This is a genomic window from Streptomyces sp. NPDC056361 (assembly GCF_042262805.1).
In the GTDB taxonomy this organism is placed as follows: Bacteria; Actinomycetota; Actinomycetes; order Streptomycetales; family Streptomycetaceae; genus Streptomyces.
The window spans coordinates 87,515-110,631 of the sequence record NZ_JBHJQI010000003.1; the positions used below are offsets into that span (position 1 = coordinate 87,515).

The 23,117-nt window shown below is 71.1% G+C and carries 22 protein-coding genes and 3 pseudogenes; 10 read left to right on the forward strand and 15 right to left on the reverse strand.

Going from position 1 to position 23,117, the window contains the following annotated elements:
* Positions 1 to 53: 53 nt before the first annotated feature.
* From ACFCY7_RS01830 to ACFCY7_RS01840, 3 genes are all read right to left on the reverse strand, one after another.
* On the reverse strand, positions 54 to 737 hold the full coding sequence (locus ACFCY7_RS01830) for a response regulator (RefSeq protein WP_376480473.1): 684 nt from the start codon (positions 735 to 737) through the stop codon (positions 54 to 56).
* A 117-nt stretch (positions 738 to 854) separates the two neighbouring features.
* Positions 855 to 2,753 (reverse strand): alpha/beta fold hydrolase, encoded by a 1,899-nt coding sequence (locus tag ACFCY7_RS01835; RefSeq protein ID WP_376480474.1) that lies wholly within the window; start codon positions 2,751 to 2,753, stop codon positions 855 to 857.
* A complete protein-coding gene (locus ACFCY7_RS01840) occupies positions 2,750 to 3,352 on the reverse strand; it encodes a TetR/AcrR family transcriptional regulator (protein WP_376480475.1) in 603 nt (200 codons plus the stop codon). The genes ACFCY7_RS01835 and ACFCY7_RS01840 overlap by 4 nt, the downstream gene beginning before the upstream one ends.
* Before the next feature lie 113 nt (positions 3,353 to 3,465).
* Between ACFCY7_RS01840 and ACFCY7_RS01845 the strand changes: the two genes are divergently transcribed.
* Positions 3,466 to 4,062 carry a hypothetical protein gene (locus ACFCY7_RS01845; RefSeq protein WP_376480476.1) on the forward strand — a complete coding sequence of 199 codons (597 nt, stop codon included), beginning with the start codon at positions 3,466 to 3,468 and terminating at the stop codon, positions 4,060 to 4,062.
* A gap of 37 nt (positions 4,063 to 4,099) precedes the next feature.
* On the opposite strand, the gene ACFCY7_RS01850 is transcribed toward ACFCY7_RS01845, so the two are convergent.
* Together ACFCY7_RS01850 and ACFCY7_RS01855 are read right to left on the reverse strand one after the other, a co-directional pair.
* On the reverse strand, positions 4,100 to 4,453 hold the full coding sequence (locus ACFCY7_RS01850; protein ID WP_376480477.1) for a hypothetical protein: 354 nt from the start codon (positions 4,451 to 4,453) through the stop codon (positions 4,100 to 4,102).
* A gap of 236 nt (positions 4,454 to 4,689) precedes the next feature.
* A complete protein-coding gene (locus tag ACFCY7_RS01855; RefSeq protein WP_376480478.1) occupies positions 4,690 to 5,067 on the reverse strand; it encodes a nuclear transport factor 2 family protein in 378 nt (125 codons plus the stop codon).
* A 272-nt stretch (positions 5,068 to 5,339) separates the two neighbouring features.
* Between ACFCY7_RS01855 and ACFCY7_RS01860 the strand changes: the two genes are divergently transcribed.
* Positions 5,340 to 6,092: a VOC family protein gene (locus ACFCY7_RS01860; protein ID WP_376480507.1), complete on the forward strand. Its 753-nt coding sequence runs from the start codon at positions 5,340 to 5,342 to the stop codon at positions 6,090 to 6,092.
* A gap of 22 nt (positions 6,093 to 6,114) precedes the next feature.
* On the opposite strand, the pseudogene ACFCY7_RS01865 reads toward ACFCY7_RS01860, so the two are convergent.
* Positions 6,115 to 6,270, reverse strand: a pseudogene (locus ACFCY7_RS01865) (GNAT family N-acetyltransferase); the annotation flags it as partial.
* 305 nt (positions 6,271 to 6,575) lie between these two features.
* Between ACFCY7_RS01865 and ACFCY7_RS01870 the strand changes: the two are divergent.
* The gene (locus ACFCY7_RS01870; RefSeq protein ID WP_376480479.1) at positions 6,576 to 7,979 is read left to right on the forward strand and encodes a sulfatase; all 1,404 of its coding nucleotides are present in this window, start codon (positions 6,576 to 6,578) and stop codon (positions 7,977 to 7,979) included.
* Positions 7,980 to 8,277: 298 nt separating this feature from the next.
* Here ACFCY7_RS01870 and ACFCY7_RS01875 read toward each other — a convergent pair whose 3' ends face one another.
* The gene (locus ACFCY7_RS01875; protein ID WP_376480508.1) at positions 8,278 to 8,916 is read right to left on the reverse strand and encodes a LysE family translocator; all 639 of its coding nucleotides are present in this window, start codon (positions 8,914 to 8,916) and stop codon (positions 8,278 to 8,280) included.
* Between the two features lie 192 nt (positions 8,917 to 9,108).
* Between ACFCY7_RS01875 and ACFCY7_RS01880 the strand changes: the two genes are divergently transcribed.
* Positions 9,109 to 9,801 carry a DUF998 domain-containing protein gene (locus ACFCY7_RS01880; protein WP_376480480.1) on the forward strand — a complete coding sequence of 231 codons (693 nt, stop codon included), beginning with the start codon at positions 9,109 to 9,111 and terminating at the stop codon, positions 9,799 to 9,801.
* Between the two features lie 10 nt (positions 9,802 to 9,811).
* On the opposite strand, the gene ACFCY7_RS01885 is transcribed toward ACFCY7_RS01880, so the two are convergent.
* From ACFCY7_RS01885 to ACFCY7_RS01905, 5 genes are all read right to left on the reverse strand, one after another.
* Positions 9,812 to 10,417 carry a TetR/AcrR family transcriptional regulator gene (locus ACFCY7_RS01885; RefSeq protein WP_376480481.1) on the reverse strand — a complete coding sequence of 202 codons (606 nt, stop codon included), beginning with the start codon at positions 10,415 to 10,417 and terminating at the stop codon, positions 9,812 to 9,814.
* A gap of 173 nt (positions 10,418 to 10,590) precedes the next feature.
* A complete protein-coding gene (locus ACFCY7_RS01890; protein ID WP_376480509.1) occupies positions 10,591 to 12,189 on the reverse strand; it encodes a succinic semialdehyde dehydrogenase in 1,599 nt (532 codons plus the stop codon).
* Positions 12,190 to 12,204: 15 nt separating this feature from the next.
* The gene (locus ACFCY7_RS01895) at positions 12,205 to 13,125 is read right to left on the reverse strand and encodes an acetoacetate decarboxylase family protein (RefSeq protein WP_376480482.1); all 921 of its coding nucleotides are present in this window, start codon (positions 13,123 to 13,125) and stop codon (positions 12,205 to 12,207) included.
* A gap of 153 nt (positions 13,126 to 13,278) precedes the next feature.
* Complete coding sequence (locus ACFCY7_RS01900; RefSeq protein WP_376480483.1) at positions 13,279 to 14,535, reverse strand: NADH:flavin oxidoreductase/NADH oxidase family protein; 1,257 nt, start codon at positions 14,533 to 14,535, stop codon at positions 13,279 to 13,281.
* Between the two features lie 208 nt (positions 14,536 to 14,743).
* Entirely contained in the window at positions 14,744 to 15,688 is a 945-nt protein-coding gene (locus ACFCY7_RS01905; protein ID WP_376480510.1) for an alpha/beta hydrolase, read from the reverse strand.
* Between the two features lie 9 nt (positions 15,689 to 15,697).
* Here ACFCY7_RS01905 and ACFCY7_RS01910 point away from each other — a divergent pair, with 9 nt between their 5' ends.
* From ACFCY7_RS01910 to ACFCY7_RS01930, 5 genes and pseudogenes are all read left to right on the forward strand, one after another.
* Positions 15,698 to 16,969 (forward strand): aldehyde dehydrogenase family protein, encoded by a 1,272-nt coding sequence (locus ACFCY7_RS01910; RefSeq protein WP_376480511.1) that lies wholly within the window; start codon positions 15,698 to 15,700, stop codon positions 16,967 to 16,969.
* A gap of 267 nt (positions 16,970 to 17,236) precedes the next feature.
* Positions 17,237 to 17,404, forward strand: coding sequence for a hypothetical protein (locus ACFCY7_RS01915; protein ID WP_376480484.1), 168 nt, complete (start codon positions 17,237 to 17,239; stop codon positions 17,402 to 17,404).
* A gap of 4 nt (positions 17,405 to 17,408) precedes the next feature.
* A pseudogene (locus ACFCY7_RS01920) lies at positions 17,409 to 17,675 on the forward strand (molybdopterin-dependent oxidoreductase); the annotation flags it as partial.
* Position 17,676: 1 nt separating this feature from the next.
* Positions 17,677 to 17,889, forward strand: a pseudogene (locus ACFCY7_RS01925) (DUF6510 family protein); the annotation flags it as partial.
* 27 nt (positions 17,890 to 17,916) lie between these two features.
* Complete coding sequence (locus ACFCY7_RS01930; protein ID WP_376480485.1) at positions 17,917 to 18,369, forward strand: DUF5709 domain-containing protein; 453 nt, start codon at positions 17,917 to 17,919, stop codon at positions 18,367 to 18,369.
* A gap of 96 nt (positions 18,370 to 18,465) precedes the next feature.
* On the opposite strand, the gene ACFCY7_RS01935 is transcribed toward ACFCY7_RS01930, so the two are convergent.
* Both ACFCY7_RS01935 and ACFCY7_RS01940 read right to left on the reverse strand, forming a co-directional pair.
* The gene (locus ACFCY7_RS01935; protein WP_376480486.1) at positions 18,466 to 18,666 is read right to left on the reverse strand and encodes an aldo/keto reductase; all 201 of its coding nucleotides are present in this window, start codon (positions 18,664 to 18,666) and stop codon (positions 18,466 to 18,468) included.
* Positions 18,626 to 19,753: a PucR family transcriptional regulator gene (locus ACFCY7_RS01940; RefSeq protein ID WP_376480487.1), complete on the reverse strand. Its 1,128-nt coding sequence runs from the start codon at positions 19,751 to 19,753 to the stop codon at positions 18,626 to 18,628. The genes ACFCY7_RS01935 and ACFCY7_RS01940 overlap by 41 nt, the downstream gene beginning before the upstream one ends.
* A 205-nt stretch (positions 19,754 to 19,958) precedes the next feature.
* Here ACFCY7_RS01940 and ACFCY7_RS01945 point away from each other — a divergent pair, with 205 nt between their 5' ends.
* Positions 19,959 to 21,446, forward strand: a complete 1,488-nt coding sequence (locus ACFCY7_RS01945) for a long-chain fatty acid--CoA ligase (protein ID WP_376480488.1) — start codon at positions 19,959 to 19,961, stop codon at positions 21,444 to 21,446.
* Positions 21,447 to 21,514: 68 nt separating this feature from the next.
* On the opposite strand, the gene ACFCY7_RS01950 is transcribed toward ACFCY7_RS01945, so the two are convergent.
* Complete coding sequence (locus ACFCY7_RS01950; protein ID WP_376480489.1) at positions 21,515 to 22,975, reverse strand: catalase; 1,461 nt, start codon at positions 22,973 to 22,975, stop codon at positions 21,515 to 21,517.
* Positions 22,976 to 23,117 lie beyond the last annotated feature (142 nt).

Sequence of the window (23,117 nt, forward strand, 5' to 3'; positions counted from 1 at the left end):
GGGCGTGGTCGGCGGGCGGCGACGGCTACCGCGACGGGCGAGCGCTGAGGGTGCTACCTCTTCTCGGACTCGTGCTCGTGGACCTGTGCCGCGATCACGGCCGCCTGGACGCGGCGCTCCACGCCCAGCTTGCCGAGCAGCCGTGAGATGTGGTTCTTGACGGTCTTCTCCGACAGGTACAGCCGTTCGGCGATCTGCCGGTTGGTGAGCCCCTCGCCGATCAGCTCCAGCACGGAACGCTCCCGCTCGGACAGCGCCGCCAGACGCTCGTCCTCCGGTGGCTTGGCCGCCTCCGGGTCGCGCAGCGAATGCATGAGCCGGGCGGTCGTGGCCGGGTCGAGCATCGACTGCCCGGTGGCCACGGTCCGTACCGCCGACACCAGATCCGCACCCTTGATCTGCTTGAGCACGTACCCCGCGGCCCCCGCCATGATGGCGTCCAGGAGCGCGTCCTCGTCGTCGAAGGACGTCAGCATCAGGCACGCGATCCCGGGCATCCGGGAGCGCAGCTCCCGGCACACGGCGATCCCGTCGCCGTCGGGCAGCCGGACGTCGAGGACCGCCACGTCAGGACGCAGCGCGGGCCCCCTGGCCAGTGCCTGGTCCGCCGTGCCCGCCTCCCCGACGACCTCCATGTCGGGCTCGTCGTCGATCAGGTCACGCAGACCCCGCCGTACGACCTCGTGGTCGTCCACGAGGAAGACCCTCGTCGTACCGGCGGCCGGCAGATCGGTCATGGCAACCCCTGTGGTCGGTAGGTGTCCCGCCGCCCCCACAAGGATTGTCCGTCATGCGGCGGTTTCGTGGGCGCCGAGATCCCTCCGGACGCCGACGCCCCCTCCCCGCCGCCAGGGTCACGGGCCCGTGTGTACGGCGGTGGCGCCCCCTCCCGTCCCGGTGCCGGGGGCCGCCATCCGTCCGCCGACGGCCCGGGCGACGTCTTGCGCGTGGGTCAGCTGCGGATGGTGCCCCGCCCCGGCGATCTCGGTCACGGTGACGTGCGGGAGGGTGTCCAGCAGCGACTGCCCCTCAGGGGTGAGGGGATCGTCGGAGCCGACGACGATGTGGACGGGACCGGGGTATCGCTGCAGCGCGGCCCGTAGATCTGCGCGCCACCGCGGGTTCGCACCGGCGGCCAGGAGCCGGGCAACGGTGGCCGCGGTGGTGCCGCGGCGCAGGTCCGCGACGGCCGATTCCAGCGACGCCGCGTGGTCCGCGGTGCCGGTCAGCCGCTCGGCCAGCGCGGCGGGAGCCATCCTGCTCAGGAACCGGCGGGTCAGGGGCGTCCACGTGGCAGCGCGCGGCGGGGCGGCCTGAAGGAAGAACGGTGACACGAGCGTGAGTCGCTCCACCGCGTCGGGGTGGGCGGCCGCCGCCTCGACGGCAGCGGCGGCGCCGATGGAGTGGCCCACCAGGTGACGGGCGCCTGTCTCGGTCACCAGCGCGGTCGTCCAGGACGGCCAGTCGTCGCGGGACCCGGCGCTCATGCCCAGACCGGGGAGGTCGACGGCGCGGGCGTTCCCGACGGCTGCGACGACCGGCGCCCAGGTGTCGGCGTTGACCGGCAGACCGGGGAGCACCACCGTGGGCGCGCCGACCTCGCCCAGCTCGAACGTCCGTGTGCCGCCGGTCGTCGTGAACCGTCTGCCACCCGCGGGCGCGTCGCCGAAGCGGTGGGCCGCCAGGTGGTCGGCCCAGCGGCGGATCGTGGTGGCGGTGTCCGGCATGGTCAGCCCGTGCCGCGCGGCCACGGCATGGGCCGAAGCGGTCGGGTAGCGGTCGGACGACAGGAACGTCAGCGTCTCCGGATCGGCCTGCGTGAGCCGGCGGGGGAGCCGCTTGAGCAGGGCCACCGGAATCCGTGCCCGGGGTGCCTTGACGCCGTACTGCTCCGCCACGAGCGTGAGCAGGTCGGGCAGCGCGGGCGTGTCGTCGTCCAGGAGCCAGTACGCGGTGCGCTCGGTGTCCGCGTCCGTCGGCAGCAGGGTCATGAACCGGGCGAGGTAGTCGGCCGCGACCACGGGCACGAACGTCCGCCCGTCGCCCGGGAACGCGGGGAGCGATCCCTGCCAGAGGGCGTTCACGTTGGTGGCGAGCCCCAGGTACTGGTCGGACTCACCGGTGGCGCTGTCGCCGATCACACTGGCCGGATTGACGATGGACCACGGAACGCCCGACTCCGTCGCCGACTCCCGGAACACGGCGTCCGCCTCGACCCTGGACGCCTCGTACGCACCCAGCGCCCGATAGGTCTCGCGTCGGCGCTCCTCGCTCCACGGGGCCGAGTCCTGCCCGCTCACGCGGTACCCGGAGATCTGCACCAGACGACGCAGCCGCGGCAGTCGCGCCGCGAACTCGACGACCGCGCGCACGCTGTCGACGTTGGCGTGACGGGCCTCGTCCTCCGCCATGCCGAACCGGAAGGCGCCGGCGCAGTTGTAGATCTCGGTGACGCCGTCGAGATGGCCGCTGCCGCTGCCGCCACGGCCGTTGCCGTTGCCGTTGCCGTCGCCGTCGCCGTCGCCGTCGCCGTCGCCCACGATCAGCGACGCCTTCGTGTAATCGACCCGGAAGTCGGCCGGGGCCTCCCCGTATCCGCGCCCGGCCAGCCACTGGGCCAGTCTCCGGTAGGACGCGTCACTCCGACTGGCCGTACTCACCCGCACGCCGGCCTGCCCGAGTGCGAGCACCACGTGGCGCCCGATGAATCCGCTCGCACCCAGCACCAGCGCGTGCCGCTCGTCCGCGCTCATGCCGGGACCTCCGTACCCTCTGCCAGCAGGACGGCGATGGCCTGCGCCGCGCAGTACAGCGGCTCGGTCGACCGCTGGGCGCGCGACACGATCACCGCCCCCTCCACCATGCTGACCACGGCGGTCGCCAGTGCGCGGGCGACGGCACGAGGCCGGCCGTTCGCGACGAGCAGTTCGCTCACCGGCGCGATCCACGACTCGAAGGCATCGGCGCAGGCACCGCGCAGCCGCTCGCTCTCCGCCCCCATCTCCAGCGTCACCACCGAGACCGGGCACCCCAGCTGGAAGTCGCTGCCGTCGAGCATCCCGGCCAGCTCGTCGATCACACGCCCCAGCACCTCACCCGCCGTGGCCGGCCCCGTCGCCGAGTCGGCCACCAGCGCACCGAACCGCGCGGCCGCGAGTTCGATCGCCTTCTCTCCCAACGCCTCCTTCCCTTGAGGGAAGTGGAAGTACAGCGAACCCTTGGGCGCGCCCGCGTGCTCCACCACCGCGTTGAGTCCCGTACCGCTGTATCCGTGCCGCTGGATCAACTCCAGCATCGACTCCGCCAGCCGCGAGCTGGTCTCGGTCCCCTTGGTTCCCTTGGCTCCAACCATGACTGAAGAATAGACCGGTCTATATATTTTGCAAGAGCTCAGCTGTCGAAGACCGGCGTCGCCGCCCCGAAAAATGGCAGCGACGCCGGTAGCGGCGTGTGTACGGTGCCTCGATGATCGACACCGATGGCGCTCGGCTGGGCGTGGAGGCCGCACGGCGGCTGGCGGAGGCGGACTGCTGCGAGATGGCTCCGGGGCTCGGCGAAGAGGAGTTCGCCCGGGTCGAGGCGACCTACGGCTTCGAGTTCTCCCCGGAGCATCGTGCCTTCCTGGCCGCGGGACTGCCGGTGAAGTCGCCTCCGGAGGACGGTGCGACGTGGGAGCAGCCCTGGCCCGACTGGCGTCATGCCGATCCCGACGAGCTGCGCGACCGGCTGGAGTGGCCCGTGCGGGAGGTCCTGCACGAGGTGGAAGGCGGCCGCTGGCATCCGGCCTTGGGGGAGCGCCCGGCAACCGACGAGGAGGCCGTCGACGCGGCCCGGGCGGTACTGGCGCGGGCGCCACGGCTCGTTCCCGTGTACGCGCACCGATTTCTGCCGGCCGGTAGCGGTCACCGGCGCCATCCCGTGCTGTCGATGTGGGGGACCGACATCATCTGCTACGGCCGGGATCTGGCCCACTACATCGACCACGAGTTCGGCGGAGCCGAGGTGAGCCCTCCCTGGCCCCCTCAGGTGTCCGTGCCGTTCTGGAGCGACTTCCTCGACTGAGCCCGCCCGCCCCGGGTCCGGTGCGAACGAGCCGTGGTCACTCGTCGTAGTAATCGCCGTCGTCGCCCTGGACCCGCGCCCCGAGGGCCCGTGCGATCTCCCGCATCTTCGCGATCAGGACCCCATCGGGGTTCTTCACCACGACCTGCCCGTCCGCCCAGTTCAACCAGGCGCCGTGAGCGTCCCGTCGCGGGTGGGTGCGCATCTGCGCGAGCCACTCGTGCCGGTACTCGACCCCCGCGTCCTGGCCGCGCGGCGAGGCCTGGGCCACCTGGACCATCTCCAAGTCCGAGTCGGCGGCGACCACCGCACCCCACTCCCGCGTGGTGATCCGCGCGCCCTCGTCCTCCCACCACGGCGTACGCCTGGTGATGTGCACGTCGTAGCCCATGCCGCCACACTAACGACCTCGGGGGAAAACGAGGTCGGGACGTGCTGGCCTGGCGGTTCGGCCGGTGTGATCAACGGCCGTACCCAACCCGCCGAAGCGTGCGCGGGAGACACCAGGCGGGGCAGGACGGGAGCAGGCCGCGCGGGTCAGGTCGGCTTCACCACTCACCTGACCCGCATGGCCCTTGCTACGGCACGACCGAATCAGCCGGAACGTCGCCGCGAGCGGCAACCGCTTCACATGGGCTCGACCAGAGCCGCCCGCCACTCCGGGCGCGGATCAGCCCCGACACTCGTCCAGTACTCCCGGCCACGCACGATCCGTCCCTGCTGGACGGTCCAGAACGAGGCCACGCGGAACACGCCGAACTCGTCGTGCGGCACCTCGACTTCGGAGACCACCTCACTGCCGTCGGCCACGATCCGCAGCACCCGAATCGACCAGCCCCCCGGGTATTCGCTGTTCACCGCGACGAAGTTCTTGTTGCCGACGATGCGTTCCGCGCTGACCGGCCAATCGACCACGGCGTCCTCTGCGACCAAGTCGGCGACACCTGACCAATCGCGCGCCTGGATCCGATCCCACAATGCCTCGATCACTCCCGAAGGTTCCATGGGGGCACCCTTGCACGAACCACTGACACCCCGGCCCTGGGAGCCCAGAGGCGACCCGGCACATCGCCCCCGAGCACCCGCTCCGCCGCTCATGGATCCCCATGTCGTAAGGGCCGCCCTGCGCGGCCCACGCGCTTCACCCGTACGGCTCGATTCCGCGTACACGGCCCGGGTACGGGATGGCCTGTCCTTCCCCGAGCGGCATTCCGGAGGTATCCGTGCCCGAAAAGAACGGCCCCTACAAGCCCGGCACACCGTGCTGGATCGACCTGATGGCCCCCGACCAGCAGGCAGCCATCGACTTCTACTGCGACCTCTTCGGCTGGCAGGGCGAAGTGGGACCGGCGGAGACCGGTGGCTACGCCGTCTGCAGCCTCAAGGGCAAGCCGGTCGCCGGGATCATGAAGGCGATGAACCCGGACGGGACCGTCCCTGACCTCATGCCGCCGACGGTGTGGACGACGTACCTGTCGACGGACGACATCGATGCCACCGTCAAGTCGGTCACCGACGCCCACGGCACGGTCATGATGGGCCCGGTGGACGTCATGGACCTCGGGCGGATGGCCGTGATCGCCGACCCGGCGGGTGCGGTCTTCGGCCTGTGGCAGCGCGGCACCTTCGACGGTGCGGGCATCGTCAACGAGCACGGCGCCCTCATCTGGAACGAGCTGGCCACCGGCGACCTCCCGGCCGCCGCCGCCTTCTACTCCGCGATCCTGCCCGTCACCACGGCCCGCTCCGAGATGCCCGAAGCCCAGGGCTACGTCGAGTTCCAGGTCGCCGGTCGTGCGGTGGGAGGCATGATGGACCTGGCCGGCATGCCCCCTGGCGTGCCGCCGCACTGGCAGCCGTACTTCCACGTCGACAGCGTGGACGACGTCCAGGCAGCCGCCGTCCGGGCCGGCGCCACGGTCCTGGCCCCGGCCTTCGACATGTCCGCGGGCCGCATGGCGGTCCTTGCCGACCCCCAGGGCGGCGCGTTCTCGATCATCACGTCGCCGACCCGGGACGACCCTGCCTGACGCGGCCCGGCGCGTGGGGAACACCGCCCCGCGCGCCCTCGACCGTCGCCACCCAGGTCTCGTGGCCGGGCACGGCCACTTCTCGGAACCAGGACCGGACTTCGTCGTCGGAATGGGCTCGGCGCACGCTCGGAAGCGCCGCCGCGAAGGAACGCAGCCATACCTCGGCCACTGAAATCGTGTGGGTGGGGAGGTCATTTCATCCGCCGTACATGGAGTGGCGGAGCCACTCCGCCTACTGTCGTGGCCATGGCAGCAGGAATCCTCACTGCGCGCCGCCACGTCGACCAAGGGCGCGTGGCCAGCGCCCTCTGTACGGTCGCCCCGGCGCCCTGAACGCGCCCCTTCCCCCCACGGGATCCCCACCTGGCGCCCCCGCCTGACTCCCGTCTCTTCCCCTTCACCACCGCGGCACCGACGCACGTTCCCCGTGCGCCCGTCCGCTGTGCCCCTTGTGCAGTCGCACCCAGAGGAATGGACATCATGAGCGAGAATCGACGCCCGCAGGTGAGCCGGCGAGGCTTCCTCGGCGGCGCTGCCGCGGTCGCGGCAGCGACCGCCGTGCCCGCCTTCGCGCAGGTCGCCGGAGCCGCCCCCGCCGCTGCCGCAGGCCGGCCGAACATCCTGCTGATCGTCACCGACGACCAGCCCAAGCACACCGAATGGGCCCTGCCCAAGACCCTGGCCTGGCTCGCCGACCAAGGTGTGAAGTTCACCAACGGCCATGTCACCACCCCGCTGTGCTCGCCCTCCCGCTCCAGCGTGTTCTCGGGCCGTCACGCCCACAACCACGGTGTACGCAACAACAAGGCCTCGTACGCGCTCGACCAGAGCACCACCGTGCAGAAGTACCTCAAGCAGGCGGGCTACCGCACCGGACTGTTCGGCAAGTACCTCAACTCCTGGACCCTGGCGGACAACCCGCCGCACTTCGAGGAGTTCGCCCTCCTCCAGCCCGGCTACGTCGACGCCCAGTGGAACGTCGACGGCACCGTCCAGACGATCAGCGGCTACACCACCACCATCGTCAAGAACCGCACCCTGAAGTTCCTCGACAAGGCCGCCACGGACACCAGGCCCTGGTTCGCGTACGTCACCCCGTACGCGTCCCACGGCCCGCGCACCCCCGAGGCGAAGTACGCCGGCACCCCCGTGCCCGACTGGAACGGCCGGCCCTCCGTCCCCGAGAACGACCGCAGCGACAAGCCGGCGTACGTCAAGAACGCCACCGGCACCCTCGCCGACGGCCGGACCATCCGCGCCGAGCAGCTGCGCACCCTGCTCTCCGTCGACGACGCCGTACAGGCCTTCAAGGACAAGCTCCAGGCCCTCGGCCAGCTCGACAACACCCTCGTCATCTACATCGGCGACAACGGGTTCAGCTGGGGCGACCACGGCTGGACCGCCAAGTCGGTGCCCTACCGCCCGGCCCACGAGGTGCCCTTCTACCTCTCCTGGCCGGCCGGCGGACTCGGCGCGGGAACGGTGGACGACCGCATCGTCGCGAACATCGACATCGCGCCGACCATCCTCGACGCCGCAGGCATCACCCCCGGCGCCCCGCAGGACGGCACCTCCCTGCTCACCGCCCAGAGCCGCGACCACCTGCTGGTGGAGTGGTGGAAGCAGGGCACCGCGGCCGGCGGCGTACCGACCTGGTCCTCGTACGTGGCGAAGGACAAGCAGTACACGGAGTACTACGACCTGACCACCGACGGGAACGGCACCGTCTCCGGCACCGGCCAGGTCAAGTTCCGCGAGTACTACGACCTGGTGAACGACCCGTACCAGCTGACCAACAAGCTCTACCAGGCCACACCGACCGACGAACAGGCCCTCGGAATACCCGCCTTGGCCACTCGGCTCGCCGCAGACCGCACGGCCTGACCGGCACCACAGCCGAACCACTCGTGCGCACGCAGACGCAGACGCAGGCTTACGTGCTGACGCGGATGCCGCGATTGCCGCGATAGATCGATGAACCGCCCGCCGGGGCCGGGGCGCCCGTACCGCGAGGCACGGCCGCCCCGGCCCCACCATCGTCCCGACGGAGCCGCCATGCTCTCGTGCTTGCACCCCGGCCGCACGCACACCCTGACGCTCAGCTCCGCCCCACCGGCCCCCGAGCCCCCGCCCTCCCGGGCGGCCCGCCGGCTCCTCGGCCGGCCGGTCGGCCGGCGAGTCGTCAGTCCTTGCGGCCCGTCACGGCGACGGTGACGCCGAGGCCGACCATCGCGAGTCCGCCCACGCCGCCGACCATCGAGAGACGCTGAGGCGAGCGGGCGAACCAGTTCCGCGCGGTCGCCGCGGCCAGCCCCCAGACGCTGTCCGAAGCCACCGCGATGACGTTGAAGACCAGACCGAGCACCAACATCTGCACGACGACGTGGCCTTGGCCGCGGTCGACGAACTGCGGCAGCACGGCGGCGAAGAACACGATGGTCTTCGGATTGGCCACGCCGACCGCGAACCCTTCCGCCATCGTGCGCAGACTCCCGTGCGCGGTCTTGTCACCGGCGAACGCCGCCTGCAACGAACCACGCTGTTTCCAGGCCTTGACGCCGAGATACACCAGGTACGCGGCGCCCGTCAGCTTCAGCAGCGTGAAGACGAGCACCGAGCGCTCCACGACGGACCCGATCCCCAACGCCACGGCCGCGATCAGTACGTATGAGCCGATCGTGTTCCCCACGACCGTGGCCAGCGCGGCGCTGCGTCCCTGTGCCAGCGCGCGCCCGATCACGAACAGCACGCTGGGGCCGGGGATCACGATCAGCAGGAACGACATGGCCGCGAAGGCGAGTATGCGGTCGGCAGACATCATGCCGGCCATGTAAGCACGGGAGGACGCCGTGGCTCAGCCCGTTTCCTTCCCGCCCCCTCCCTCCCTCCCCACCCGCGTCACCGCCACGGTGGGGGCTGCCCCACCCCGTTCCAGGGGGGTCGTCGGAGTGCCCGAGTTCGGCGCCGCATGATCGGCTGTCCGTACGCACTTCGCGCGACGGAAGGTGAACAGGTGAGAGTCCGGATCGGGATCGGGATCGGATATGCGGCATGGATCGTGGGCGTGGTGCAGTTCCTCGTCGTCCACGGGATCGCCGAGTCGGCTTGGGACAGGCCGTACAGCTGGGCACACAACAACATCAGCGACCTGGGGAACGCTCTCTGCGCCTTACAGCCGGAGCCTGAACCGCGCTACGTCTGTTCCCCCGAGCACGGCCTGATGAATGGTTCGTTCGTCGTCCTGGGAGCGCTGTTCGCCATCGGCGTCGTCCTGACCGCCGGTGACCTGTGGCGCGGGAACCGGGCCGCCGCCACGGCCCGCGTGCTGCTCGCCGGCGCCGGCGTGGGATTCGTGCTGGCCGGCCTGGCCCCTGCGGACACCCACGAGAACCAGCACGTCCTGGGCGCCCTCCTCATCATGGCGACGGGCAACATCGGTCTCGTTCTCGCAGGCTTCGGCCTTTCGGAGCGCATACCGCCCGCCTTGCGGCGGGGCTCCACGGCACTGGGCGTCACCGCCTTCGCCGCCCTCGGGCTGTTCCTCTCCCACCAGTACCTCGGTCTCGGCATGGGAGGAACGGAACGGGTCGCCGCGTTCCCTCTCCTGCTCTGGGCACTGGTTGCCGGCGTGCGCGGCCTGATCGACGGTCGGGCGGGTCGCACGATCGAGGCGATCCCGACGGAACGCCTCAGCCGGGCGGGCTGAGCTGCGCCGGTCAGCCCGCCGTGGTCGCCGTCCGCAGGCCGGCGGAGGCGGCGAACAGGGCCAGGACGGAGGTGCGGACCTGGTCGGCGACGACCTCGGGTGTCGACGCGTCGAGCTTGCCGTCGAGGTGGAGGAACGCCAGGCCGTGGACGAGGGCCCAGACGGTGGTCGCGAGTGCGCCGGTGTCCTCGACGCCGGGGAAGGCGCTGCGGACGATGCCCTGGACGTACTGGGTGATCGCCTCCGTCGCGGCGAGGCGTTCCTCGCTGGTCGGGTCGCAGGGCTCGGCGAACATGGCGCGGAACAGGGCGGGGTGGTCGAGGGCGAACCGGACGTAGACGACGGCGACGGCAGCGAGGTCGTCCGGGGTGGAGGGGGCGGGATGGGTCGCCGCCAGGTGCTCGGCGAGCTCACGGTAGCCCTCGGCGGCGACGGCGGAGACGAGGGCGTCGCGGTCCGCGTAGTGGCGGTACGGTGCCGTCGCCGAGACCCCGGCCCTGCGCGCGACCGCGCGCAGGGAGAGGCCCGCGCTCCCGTCCTCTTCCAGTAGTTCCCGTGCCGCCCGCAGGCAGGCGGCACGCAGATCGCCGTGATGGTACGTACTGCTCTGCGACATGGGGCCCACTCGTCTTCCCGATATGTGCGGTGTCCACATTGCAGTCCTCATGTGAACGGTGCATACATCATAAATGATCGAAAGGGAAGAGGGAACCGGGATGACGAGTGAGCCGTTCTCGGCGCTGCTCCTGCGCTTCTTGCTCCTGCACTCCTGCGCCCCATGTCCGGCGTTCAGCGGACGCCCACCGCCTTCATGGCCTTCAGAGCGCCGGTCAGCAGCGTGGTCCACGTCTCAGGGCTGATGCGGGACGGTGGATAGAAGCCCTGGAGCCGCTGGTGGGCGACGGTCTGGGCCTCGGTGTACTTGAGGATGCCGTCGGCGCCGTGGCGGCGGCCGAGTCCGGAGTCGCCCATGCCGCCCATCGGCGCGTCGATGCTTCCCCAGGCCGCGGCGAAAGCCTCGTTCACGTTGACGGTGCCGGCGTGGACGCGGGCGGCGACGGCCCGGCCGCGCGCGCCGTTGCCCGACCAGACGCTGGCGTTGAGGCCGTAGGCGGTGGCGTTGGCTATGGCGATGGCCTCGTCGACGTCGCGGTAGGAGTAGACGGAGACGACGGGGCCGAACGTCTCGTGGTCGTACACCGTCATGTCGGGGGTGACGTCGGTGAGGATGGTCGGCTCGTGGAAGAGGGGGCCGAGGTCGGGGCGGGCCTTGCCGCCGGCGAGGACGGTCGCGCCCTTGGCGACGGCGTCCCCGACGTGCTCGGTGACGGTCTTCAGCTGGGACGGGGTCGTGAGGCTGCCGACGTCCATGCTGTAGTCGTACGCGGCGCCGATCTCGAGCTTCCTGGTGCGCGCGACGAACGCGGCGACGAACGCGTCGCGGACGGACTCGGCCACGTACAGGCGCTCGATGGAGACGCACAGCTGTCCCGCGGAGGGGAAGCAGGCGTTGACGGCGCCCTCGGCGGCCTTGTCGATGTCGGCGTCGTCCAGGACGATCATGGCGTTCTTGCCGCCGAGTTCGAGGGAGGCGGCGATGAGGCGCTCCCCGGCGTCGCTCGCGATCCGGCGCCCGGTGGCCGTGGAGCCGGTGAACATCATGTAGTCGGCGTTGTCCATCAGCGCACCGCCGATGGAGCTTCCCCGGCCGATCACCATCTGCCACGCGTCGGCCGGCAGGCCCGCCTCGTACATCAGGTCCATGGACCACAGGGCGGTCAGCGCGGTCTGGGTGTCGGGTTTCTGCACGACGGCGTTGCCGGCCATCAGCGCCGCGACGGTGTCGCTCGCGGCCATGCTCAGCGGGTAGTTCCACGGAGAGATGACGGTGACGACGCCCTTGGGGTGGCGGAGCTCGGTGGTGTGGGTGAGCAGTGGGATCGCGCCGCGCCGCCTCTTGGGGCGGAGGTACTTGGCGGCGCTGCGCGCGTAGTACCGCGACACGATGCCGATGTCGACGACCTCCAGGAAGGCGTCGCGGCGGGTCTTGCCGTTCTCGGCCTGCATCAGGTCCAACGCTTCGTCCCGCCGGGCCAGGACCAGGTCGTGGTAGCGCAGCAGGATCCGCTTGCGCTCCTCGATCGGCGTGGCCGCCCAGGACTTCTGCGCGCTCCGCGCCCGCGCGAACGCGGCCTCGACGTCCTCGGGCGTGGAGACCGGCAAATCGGCCAAGGGCGCGCCGGTGTACGGGGCGTTGGTGGTGACCCGTGCGGCGTGCGGCGCGGCCGAGACCCGGGCGGCCAGCTGATCGAGCAGGCCCGGAGTGATGAACGCGGGCAGGCGCGGGCCGCGGGGGGCGGTGGAACGGACGGCGTGGTCGGTGGCTATGGCACGGACTCCTTGCTACTTGTTCCGGCTCTGGACCGAGGTGGGCACCGGCATGTGGAGCGCGGCCTGGCCCTCGGTCATGACGTCGAACTGGATGGTCCGCTTCGGCTTGAGCGACCGCAGGTCGTCGGACATGCGGCCCTCGCCCAGCTGGAGGGTGATGCCGCCGGTGCTGCGCGTCGTACCGGCTTTCAGCACGTTGGTCTGGTTCAACGTGGAGTGCCACGCGCCGTTGATCCTCGTGTACGAGGTGAGGGAACCGACGCGCTCGCCGCTCGGGTAGGCGCGCTGGGTCGGGGTGTTCGCCACGAGGGACAGGTCCACCCCGCCGGCGTCGTCGGCCACGCGGGCCGTCGTCCGCCGGTCGTCGATGTCGACGTCGAGCCCGGTGACCCACTTGGGGAAGTCGTAGCCGTCGTGGCCGCGGACCTGGGCGATCTCCGAACTCACCGGCAGCGACAGCACGTAGCTGTCGAGGTGCTCGTTCTTCAGGCCGGTGACGAGGTCGAAGAAGCCGAACCCTCCGTGCCGCGCGGGCTTGACGGCGATTCCCACGGCCGCCTCGGTGTAGAAGTCGATGTCGCACACGTCGTAGCGGAAGAACATCACCGAGACCAGTCCGAGGCCCGGCGCGATCTCCAGCGGCGAGAGCTCCTCCGGCAGTCGGCTGCGGATCGCCCGGGACGGCGCGAGCATCGTGAGCCGGGCGGTCGAGATCGCGTAGTAGAAGTTCGGGGTGAGCGTGGCGCCGATCGGGGAGTCGACCTTGGTCTTGGGTAGCCGGCGGAAGAAGTCCACGCCGCTGACGCGGGGGTCGCGGGCGATCTCGTCGAGGTTCGGGTTCATCCGGTAGCGGTCGTACAGCCCGCCCCGGGGGACGGCGGCGGCGCGGCCGCCGAGGTCGACCTTGACGGTGTCCTGCTCGGTCGGAGACATAGGGCCCTCGCTCTCATATAAGCGATGTATACATAGGACTGTAAGGGGGTGATGTGAGCAGCGTCAACAAGAGGGGGCTCCGGGAGCGCGGGGGTCGATGGCGCCCGGGCGGCACGGGGACGTGCGCGTCCCGGGGCGCCATCGGCGTCGACGTCAGGCCGCGGCCTGCGAAGTGGCCCGGGAAGTGGCCAGCCAGGTCCGGTAGTTGCGCAGGGCGCGCCGCTGCTTTCGGTGTTCGGATGCGAGGGCGATGGCCGGGTGCGTGCCGGGCTTGGTGGCGCGTCCACGGGCGAGGCGGCGCATCTGGTGGCGGACCTGGGCCATGCCGGCGGCGGAGGCGAGGGCCTTGTCGGACCAGGTCACCGGCCGCATGGTGCGGTCGGCCTCGCGGCCCCGACGCCAGAGCTCCGGGAGATCCGGGGTGACGGCGAGCGCGGTGCCCATGCCGAGGACCGAGACGCCGCTGTCGAGAACCCTTTCCGCGGTGACGCGGCGGGTGATGCCCCCGGTGAGCATCAGCGGGAGCGGGCTGGTCCTGACGAGGTCCCTGGCGAGGTCGAGGAAGTAGGCCTCGCGGGCCTGGGTGCGGTCGTCGGCGGGGCGGCCGGTCATGGCGGGGCTTTCGTAGCTGCCACCGGACAGTTCGACCATGTCGACGCCGAGCGGCTCCAGCGTCTCGATCACCTGGCGCGCGTCGTCGGCGTCGAAGCCCCCGCGCTGGAAGTCGGCAGAGTTCAGCTTGACGGCGACCGCGAAGGACGGCGAGACGGAGGCGCGCACGGCGCGGACGATGTCGAGCAGCATCCGGGCGCGGTTCTCCAGTGATCCGCCCCACCGGTCGGTGCGCTTGTTGACCAGAGGGGAGAGGAACTGGGACAGCAGGTAGCCGTGGGCGGCGTGGATCTCGACGCCGTCGAAACCGGCCTCCTCGGCGCGCCGCGCGGTCACCGCGTACCGCGCGACGGTCTCCTGGATCTGCTGGGCGGTCATGGCCGTCGGCTTGCCGAAGCGGCCGCTGTGCTTGCCCAGGTTGACGCCGATGTCCGTGGGGCCCCAGACGACGCCGGGCATGTCGGCGGTCACCTGCCTGCCGGGGTGGTTGATCTGCATCCAGATCGCGCCCCCGCCGAACTTTCCCGCCTTCGCCCACTCGCTGAAGGGATGCAGGGGTGCGTGCTCGTCGAGCACGACTCCTGCGGGCCCGGTCAGTGCCTCGGCGTGGACCATCACGTTGCCGGTGATCAGCAGGCCGGTGCCGCCGGCGGCCCAGCGTCGGTACAGCGAAAGCAGCCGCCGGTCGGGGAGTTGGCGGTCGTCGGCCATGTTCTCCTCCATGGCCGCCTTCGCGATCCGGTTCTTCAGTACCCCTCCGGAGCGCAGGGTCAGCGGCGAGAACAGCTCGCTCGTCATTCCGATCTCTCTTCCCTCTCGACCACGCACGATGTATGCACTATTCACATTAAGACATCAATGTAATCATCGTAAACATCAAGGGGTGTGGGGTACGTCGCAACCGGGTGGCCGCACCGCCGCGGAGAACGCGGCGGGCCCGCCGGAGCCGCGATGGCGCCGACGGGCCCGACTTCGTGCGGTCGTGCGTAGGGGAGTGCGACGTGCGTCAGTCGCCGTGCAGCGCCGTCCTGAGGGCGTCGACGGCGAGCTTGCGCGCGACGTTGGCGGCGCGGGTGTCGCGGAGGCTGTCCAGGAGGAGGAAGTCGTGGACCATGGCCGCGACGCGGACGGAGGTGACGTCCACGCCGGCCTCGCGGAGCCTGTTGGCGTACTGCTCGCCCTCGTCGCGCAGGACATCGGCCTCGTCGGTGATCACCAGGGTGGTGGGGAGGCCCTTGAGCTGTTCGAGGGTGGCCTGCAGGGGTGAGGCGTAGGGTTCGGCGCGCTCGGCCGGGTCGGTGGTGTACGCGTCCCAGAACCACTTCATGCCGTCGCGGGTGAGGAAGTAGCCCTCGGCGAACTGCAGGTACGACGGGGTGTCGAAGTGGGCGTCGGTCACCGGGTAGAGCAGGACCTGGGCCTTGAGGTCGATGCCGCCGCGCTCCTTGTTCATCAGCGCGAAGACCGTCGACATGCAGCCGCCGACGGACTCGCCGGTCACCGCCACCCGTGAGGTGTCCAGGCCGTGATGCGCGCCTTCCGCCATGACCCACTGGCCCACGGCGTAGTTCTGCTCGATCTGGGTGGGGTACTTCCATTCGGGTGCGCGGCCGTAGACGGGGAAGACGCCCGCGGCGCCCGCTCCGACCGTGAGTTCGCGGAAGAGCCGGTCGTGGGTCTTGTCGTCGCCGAACACCCAGCCCGCGCCGTGGATGTAGAACACCACGGGCAGTGGTCCGGTCACCCCCTTGGGGCGGATGACGCGCGTGGGGACGACGCCCCACTCGCCCGCGTCCACCTCCACCCATTCCTCGTCGACCTCGGGGCGGGGCACGCTCGGGTCCCGCAGACCGTCACGGACCTGCGGGCCACCTTCGACTCGGGTCTCACCCGGCCGGGCGCCTGACGCCGACGCCAGCTCCACGCCCTGCGGCGGCTCCTCAGGGAGCACACCTCGGACATCGAGGAAGCGCTCTACGACGACCTGCGCAAAGGGCGCACCGAGTCGCACGTCACCGAGATCGGCGGAGTCCTCGCCGAGGTCGAGCACGCCCTGCGTCACCTCGATCGCTGGATGCGTCCGCGGCGGGTCGCCGTCCCCCTGAACCTGAAACCGGCTACGGCCCGGATCCATCCCGAACCCCTCGGCGTCTGCCTGGTCATCGCGCCCTGGAACTATCCGCTCGCGCTCACTCTGAACCCCCTGGTCGGCGCGCTGGCCGCCGGCAACGCGGCCGTCGTCAAGCCCAGCGAACTGGCCCCCGCCACCAGCGGCCTGCTCGCCGACCTCCTGCCCCGCTACCTGGAGGCCGTCGCCGTCGTCGAGGGAGCGGTCGAGGGGACCACGCTGTTGCTCGCGCAGCGCTTCGACCACATCTTCTACACGGGCAACGGCACCGTCGGCCGTATCGTCGCCGCCGCCGCGGCGAAGAACCTGACCCCCGTGACCCTCGAACTCGGCGGCAAATCACCCGTCTTCGTCGACGAGACGGCCGACACGGCCGTCACCGCGCGCCGACTGGCCTGGGGCAAGTTCACCAACGCCGGGCAGACGTGCGTCGCGCCCGACTACGTCCTCGTCACCCGCACCGCACGCGACTCCCTCCTGGCCGCGCTGCCCCACGCCGTCCAGGAGATGTTCGGCACCGACCCGCGCACCAGCGCCGACTACGGGCGCATCGTCGACGACCGCCACTTCCGGCGCCTGACCGGACTCACGGCGGAAGGCGAACTCCTCACCGGCGGCGTCTCCGACGCGGCGGAGCGCTACATCGCCCCGACCGTGCTGATCGACGTGCCGTCCGGGGCCCCCGTCATGACCGAGGAGATCTTCGGCCCGATCCTCCCGGTCCTGACCGTCCGCGACGTCGACGAGGCCATCGACTTCGTCAACGCCGGGGACAAGCCCCTCTCCCTGTACGCGTTCACCCGCGACAAGGCGGCCCGGCAGGCCCTGTTGGAGAGGACCTCGTCCGGAGGGCTCGTCTTCAACGCGCCGATGATCCACCTCGGCGTCCCGAACCTGCCGTTCGGCGGCGTCGGGGAATCCGGCACGGGCGCCTACCACGGCGAGACGTCCTTCGACACCTTCAGCCACCGCAAGCCGGTCCTCTCCAAGCCCACCAGGCCCGACACCCTGCGCCTCATCTACGCGCCCCACAGCTCGCGCTCCTTCGCGTTCGTCGCCAAGGCCGTGTCCCGGACCCACCCGCTCTTGGGCAGGAGGCGATGAGCGCATCGCGTACCCGCAGCCGACCCGGCGCGCGGCGACGGGCACGCACGAACGCCGTCAGGACCGGACCGGCGGCCCCGGCCACGCCGGGTTGCGCGGGCACGGCAGGAGGGGATCATGGAAGGAAGAGCAGGGACACGGTGCGCTGTGTCCCCATGGCGGGTTCCGCGGAGCCGGCGTGCGTGCGGCGGTGGAGCCCCGCCTTCCAGCCTGTCGCCGACCGACAGCCGATGACGTCCAGGACTTCCAGCCCGTCAAGAGGTTCCCATGAAAGAACCCGGCGATCCCCTCGCCTCGTGGACTGGCCGCCTCCTTCGGCTCGGCGTCGGCATTTCGCCCGAGGACGCGCGGAGATTCGTGCACGACCTGTACACGCAGGCCCAAGCCGATCTCGACGACGAGCGGGCGGAGGCCGACTTCGAGCGAGAGGAGTGAACCCATGGGCAGCCTGTCACCAGGGTTCCACGGGAGGACCCACGCGTTCGAAGGCCGGCTGCCGCCGGGGCAGTACCCCACGGAATCGTTTCCCGTCCTGTCCGCCGGGCCGACCCCGCACGTCCCCACGGACCGGTGGTCGTTCACCGTGACCACCGAGGTGGGGGAGACCCGGACCTGGACGCGGGACCAGATGATGGCCCTCCCGCCGGAGGAGCCCACCGTCGACATCCACTGCGTGACCCGGTGGTCCAAGTTCGACACCACCTGGCCCGACCACGGCCTGGCGCCTGTGCCCCTCCTGCCGCCTGCCGGCGACCGTGGCCGAACTGCACGTCTACGGCCCCGAACCCGGCCTGACCGCCCGCTGCCCGGGCTGTGCTGCCGTCGCCCTGCGCGTCGTCACCCAGCCCCGGTACCTCTGGCTTCAACTGGGCAGCGGAGCAGGCGCCTTCCGTTTCGCTCTCCCCTCCACCACGCGATGAACCGCGGTGCGGCGAACGGAGTTCCACATGACTGAGACCGAGGCGTGGGGTGACGACGTCTACCAGCCCGACGGCAGCGAGGTCCAGGACGACGCGGGCGTACTGGACTACGAGGACACCCTCTACGCGCCCGCCGGCGACCCGCTCGACGAGGGTTACTCGCCGCCCGAACGCCCCTTGGGCGTCGAGCACGAGGGAGTGACCGCGGCGGAGCGCGTACGCGGCGAATCCCTCGACGCGCGGCTCGCGCAGGAAGCGCCGGAGCTCGCCGCCCCCGAAGGCGACGGTCTCGGCGACGCCACGGACACCGACGGGGAACTCCTCGACGACCAGGTCGGCGGCCGCCGCGCCGGCCGCCTGCTCTCCGAGGACCAGGGAACCGGCCCGGCCCGGTACGAACTCAATGCCCGCGACCTCGGCATCGACGGCGGCGCGGCCTCCGCCGAGGAGGCCGCGATGCACATCGTGGACGAGGAGTGAGCCCCCGGAAGGCCTCGCGTGAGACGCCGCACGCCTTCGCCGACGACATCACGCGGAGGGGGAGAGCGGCCCGGCCGCCGTCACGGGGTCGCAGCTTCAGCGCGCGTCGAGTTCGGCGAACTCCGCCGCGGTGAGCGTCGGGTCGGCCGCTGCCGCCGAGTCGCGGATCGTCGCGGGACGGGACGCTCCGGGGACCGGTACGACGATCGGGGACTTGGTCAACTCCCAGGCCGGGCGCACCTGCTGAGGGCTGACCCTATGGCGTCGGGCGGGACGCGTCGACTCGTCCTGGACCACGGACCGCCAGGAGCGCCGCGCCGATGTCCGCCGCCGCTCGCGGATCGGAGAGGGAGCGGCCCGTCAGCTCCTCCACGCGGCGCAGGCGGTAGCGGACGGTGTTGGGGTGGACGAACAGGCTCTGGGCGGCGGCGCCGGCCGAGCCGGCGGCGGCGAACCAGTGCTCCAGGGTGCGCAGGAGCCGGGCCCGTTCCGCGGCCGGAAGGTCGAGCAGCGGCCGGAGAACCAGCTCCATCAGGTGCGTGGCCTCGGCCGGAGCCGCGGCGACGACCATGGCCAGCGGATTGTCGTCGAAGCGGGCCACGCCGGGGCCGGCACCCTCCAGCCCGGCGAGGGCGAGCCGGGCGAAGCGCAGCGCCTGAGGCGTGTCCCGCAGCGAGGAGAAGCGCGGGCTGAAGCCGACACGGGCGCGCGTCCGGCGCAGGGCGCGCAGGCACGTGCTCTCCGCCGCCGCCGTGGGCAGGGCGATCAGCGCGAGCTGCTCGTCCGGCAGGAGACGCCAGGCGGAGGGAAGGTTCGCCTGGCGCAGGGCCGCCTCCGCGCCGGCGAGGGGCTCCTCTCCCGGGGTGTCCACCGTGGCCGCGGCGACGGCGTAGGGCCCGTGTTCGGGCAGTTCGAGTTCGCGCGCCGCCTCCCACAGCGTGCGGTCGGTGACGATGCCGGTGAACAACGCCTCCACCAGCGCGGAGCGCCTCGCCTGCCCCTGGGAGGTGAGCTCGGCGGCCGCCTCCCGGTAGGCGACGGCCACCGCCTCCGCGTACAGCCCGGACAGCGCCCAGAACTCGGCCGACTCCGTCAGCAGCAGGTCGTCGGACACGTCCGGGCGCGTACGGGCCTCGGCGAGGATCTCCGTCCACAGGAGTTGCGAGCCGATCCGGTAGGCGTGCAGCGTGTCCGCCAGCGGAACACCCTGCTCGGCGCGGAGCCGTCCGGTCTCGCGGGCCGAACTGGCGTCCGGAGCCCCTCCGACGCGGAGGTGGGTGAGGATGAGGCCCGCGTTCGCGGCGCAGGAGCGGCGCAGTGAATCCAGGGTGATCAGCGACTCGTCCCTGTACGCCTCGACGTCCCCGCGGATGCGCAGCGCCATACGCTCACCCAGCTGCGGAAGCCCGGACAGAAGCGTCTCCGCCACACCCGAAAGAATCATCTGCGCAGCTTAATGCCCCCGTCTTGTGGCCGAGGACAATCCCGGGGCCCGTGCGTTGTCCCGCAGGCCATAGGCCCCGGCCCCGTACGGCTGCAAGATGTCGACGATGTAAACATCCGGCGATTCTGTGTAACGGAGGCGGGTCATGGCCAATCTGGCAGGGTTCCTCGTGGAGACGGCAGGGCGGCAGCCCGAGCGCCCGGCGCTGCGCCTGGGGGAGCAGGTCATCGCCTACGGGGAGCTGGACGAGCGCAGCGCCCGCGCCGCCGCCCTGCTCAGGTCCGAAGGCGTGCAGCCCGGGGACCGCGTCGCCCTGATGCTGCCGAACGTTCCCGAGTTCGTCGTGCTGTACTACGGCATCCTCCGCGCCGGAGCGGTCGTCGTCCCGATGAACCCCCTCCTGAAGACCCGGGAGACGGAGTTCCACCTCACCGATTCCGGCGCGGTCCGGCTCTTCGAATGGCACCAGGCCCCCGGCGAGGGCACCCAGGGCGCCGCCGCCGCGGGAGTGCGCCACACGGCCGTCGAACCCGCCGCCTTCGCCGCACTCCTGGACCTGCACGAGCCGCTGGCCGAGGTCGCCGACACGGGCGACGACGCCATGGCCGTCCTGCTGTACACCTCCGGCACCACCGGCCGGCCCAAGGGCGCCGTCCTCTCCCACGCCGGGCTGCGGCACAACACCGAGGTCAACACCGTCCACATCCAGCGGATGACGCCGGACGACGTCGTGGTGGGCTGCCTGCCGCTGTTCCACATCTTCGGGCAGATCTGCACCATGAGCGCGGCCGTCCGCAGCGGCGCCTCGCTCGTCCTCATCCCGCGCTTCGACCCCGCGGCCGTCCTCGAAGCCATCGCCCGCGAACGGGCCACCGTCTTCGAGGGCGTGCCGACGATGTACGCGGCGCTGCTCCAGCACCCCTCGGACGCGGACGTGTCGACGCTGCGGATGTGCATCTCCGGCGGCGCCTCGCTGCCGGTCGAGATCCTCCATGGATTCGAGCGGCGGTTCGACTGTCCGGTCCTCGAAGGCTTCGGCATGTCCGAGACCAGCCCGGTGGTCACCTTCAACCACCCCGACCGCCCGCGCAAGGCCGGCTCCATCGGCACCCCCATCCAGGACGTCGAGGTACGCCTGCTCGACGACAAGGGCCAGGACGTCACCCCCGGCGAGATCGGCGAGCTGGCCGTCCGGGGCCCGAACGTGATGAAGGGGTACTGGAACCGCCCGGAGGAGACCGAGGCCGCCATCCCCGACGGATGGCTGCGCACCGGCGACCTGGCCCGCGCCGACGACGACGGCTACCTCTACGTCGTCGACCGGAAGAAGGACATGATCATCCGCGGCGGCTACAACGTCTACCCGCGCGAGATCGAGGAAGTCCTCCACGAGCACCCCGCCGTCGCCCTCGCCGCCGTGGTCGGCATCCCGCACGCCGAACTGGGCGAGGAAGTCGCCGCCGCGGTCACGCTCCGCCCCGGCGCCCAGGCCACCCCTGACGAACTGCGCGCGTACGTCAAGGACCAGGTGGCCGCCTACAAGTACCCCCGCCAGGTATGGGTCGTGGACCAGCTCCCGCTGGGCCCGAGCGGCAAGATCCTCAAGCGGGAGATCACCCTGCCCACGGCGTAGGGCCCACCCACGCCGAAGCCGCCGCTCCGGGACGAGCGGCGGCTCCGGCGTACCTCGCCTCCCGAGCCCTACGAACCCCGCTTGGCGCGCACGCCCTCGGCGATGCGCGCACCGAGCGCCGCGTCGATGTTCGTCCAGTACGCGAAGGCCCGTTCCAGGACCGGCTCGCTCACCCCGTCGAGGAGGTGACCGACGACGTTGTCCACGAGCCGGTCGCGGGCCGCGTCGTCCAGGACCTCGCGGACGAGGGTGCCGGGCTGCCCCCAGTCGTCGTCCTTCGGGTGGGAGACGTAGGCGGCCCGGGTGATCTCCCCGTCGGCGGCCCAGCCCGGCGGCGTCCCGTACCGCTCGGTGTCGGCCGCCGGTCCGCCCTTGGAGTTCGGCGCGTAGACCGGATCGGACGTCTTCCGGTAGGCCATCGCGCCGTCCTTGGAGTACGTGTGGACGTCGACGACGGGGGCGTTGACCGGAAGCTGCTGGTAGTTGGTGCCGATGCGGGCGCGGTGGGCGTCCGCGTAGGAGAAGAGCCGGGCAAGGAGCATGCGGTCCGGGCTCGGCCCGATGCCGGGGACGAAGTTGTTCGGCTGGAAGGCCGCCTGCTCGATCTCCGCGTGGTTGTCGGTGGGGTTCCGGTCCAGCGTCATCCGGCCGACGGGGATGAGCGGGTAGTCGCCGTGCGGCCACACCTTGGTGAGGTCGAACGGATTGAACCGGTACCCGGCCGCATCCTCGTACGGCATGACCTGGACGTGCAGCGTCCACGACGGGAAGTCCCCGTCCCGGATGTGCTCGAACAGGTCCCGCACGTGGAAGTCCGGGTCGACGCCCGCCATGCGGTCCGCCTCGTCCTGGGTGAGGAACTCGATGCCCTGGTCGGTCTTGAAGTGGTACTTCACCCAGAAGCGCTCGCCGGACGCGTTGATCCACATGTACGTGTGCGAGGTGTAGCCGTTCATGTGGCGCCACGTCCGAGGGATGCCGCGGTCGCCCATCAGCCACGTGACCTGGTGCGCCGACTCCGGCGACAGGGTCCAGAAGTCCCACTGCATGTCGTGGTCGCGCAGGTTGCTGTCCGCCCGCCGCTTCTGGGACCGGATGAAGTGCTGGAACTTCATCGGATCCTTGACGAAGAAGACCGGCGTGTTGTTGCCGACCATGTCGTAGTTGCCCTCGGACGTGTAGAACTTCACCGCGAAGCCGCGCGGGTCCCGCCACGTGTCCGGGCTGCCGCGCTCACCGGCCACGGTCGAGAAGCGGACGACCAGGTCGGTACGGGTCCCCGGCTGGAACAGCGCCGCCTTGGTGTACCGGCTGACGTCGTGCGTGACCTCGAAGCGGCCGAACGCGCCGCTCCCCTTCGCATGCGGCTGGCGTTCCGGGATCCGCTCCCGGTTGAACTGCGCCATCTGCTCGATCAGATAGGCGTCCTGGAGGAGGATCGGACCTCCCGGCCCCACCGTGAGCGAATGCTCGTCACTCTCCACCGGAGCACCGGAATCAGTCGTCGTCGCAGGTCGGCCTTCGGTCATCACATTGCCCTTTCGTCGCACCCCGACCACCCTCCCCCCACGCGACGGACGCCGCTACCCGAGGCGTCACGCCCTGTGATCACCCGGTGCGGTCCAGTGCGGTCCGGTGCGGTCCGGTGCACCCGGGCGTCCCCCTGCGCCG